The sequence below is a fragment of the Bradyrhizobium sp. LeoB3 genome (assembly GCF_055456055.1).
This window is the reverse complement of record NZ_JBVBEF010000321.1, coordinates 1-883: the sequence shown is the minus strand read 5'-3', so window position 1 is coordinate 883 and position 883 is coordinate 1. Positions and strand designations below refer to the sequence as shown.

Sequence of the window (883 nt, the reverse complement as noted above, 5' to 3'; positions counted from 1 at the left end):
CGGCTGACGCACGCGTGTCGCGCCCAGCCTTGGAGGTTGCGGACATCTTCCGCAACCATGGCCCGGCATGGCGTCAAGCCCATGCCGGCCATGTCAGCCTCGACCAGATGAAGGTGATGTCGGCGATCGAGCGCTGCCGCACCGCGGCCCTCGGCGGCCATGTCGCGCGCTGCGCGGACTGCGCCTATACGACCATCGCCTACAACTCCTGCCGCAACCGGCACTGCCCGAAGTGCCAGGGCGCCGCCGCCAAGGACTGGCTTGCCGACCGCGAAGCCGAGCTGCTGCCGGTGCCGTATTATCACGTCGTGTTCACGCTGCCGGCGGCCATCGCCGACCTCGCCTACCACAACAAGGCGGTGGTCTACGATCTCCTGTTCAAGGTCTCGGCCGAGACCGTGCTGACGATCGCCGCCGATCCGAAGCATTTGGGGGCCAGGATCGGCATCACCTCCGTCTTGCACACCTGGGGCTCGGCGATGACCCATCACCCGCATGTGCACATGATCGTGCCGGGCGGCGGCCTCTCGCCCGACGGCGAGCGCTGGGTGTCCTGCCGGCCAGGGTTCTTCCTCCCGGTGCGCGTGCTCTCCCGCCTGTTCCGGCGGCTGTTCCTGGAGAAGCTCGTCGCCGCGCACCAAGCCGGCCGCCTGAGCTTCTTCGGCAATCACGCTCCTCTCGCCGAGGCCCCATCCTTTGCGGCCTTCCTCACACCGCTGCGCAAGACCGAATGGGTCGTCTACGCCAAGCGGCCGTTCGGCGGACCGGAGGCGGTACTGGCCTATCTGTCGCGCTACACCCATCGTGTCGCCATCGCCAACAGCCGCCTGATCGCCTGCGACGAGCGCGGCGTTACCTTCAGGTGGAAGGACTACCGCATCGA

The 883-nt window shown here is 67.7% G+C and carries 1 protein-coding gene; it reads left to right on the top strand.

Translation table 11 applies throughout. The features are described 5' to 3' along the window. Positions 1-14: 14 nt before the first annotated feature. Positions 15-883, top strand: an 869-nt coding sequence (locus ACZXDY_RS46120; protein ID WP_464350042.1) for an IS91 family transposase, incomplete at its 3' end; no start/stop codon positions are given.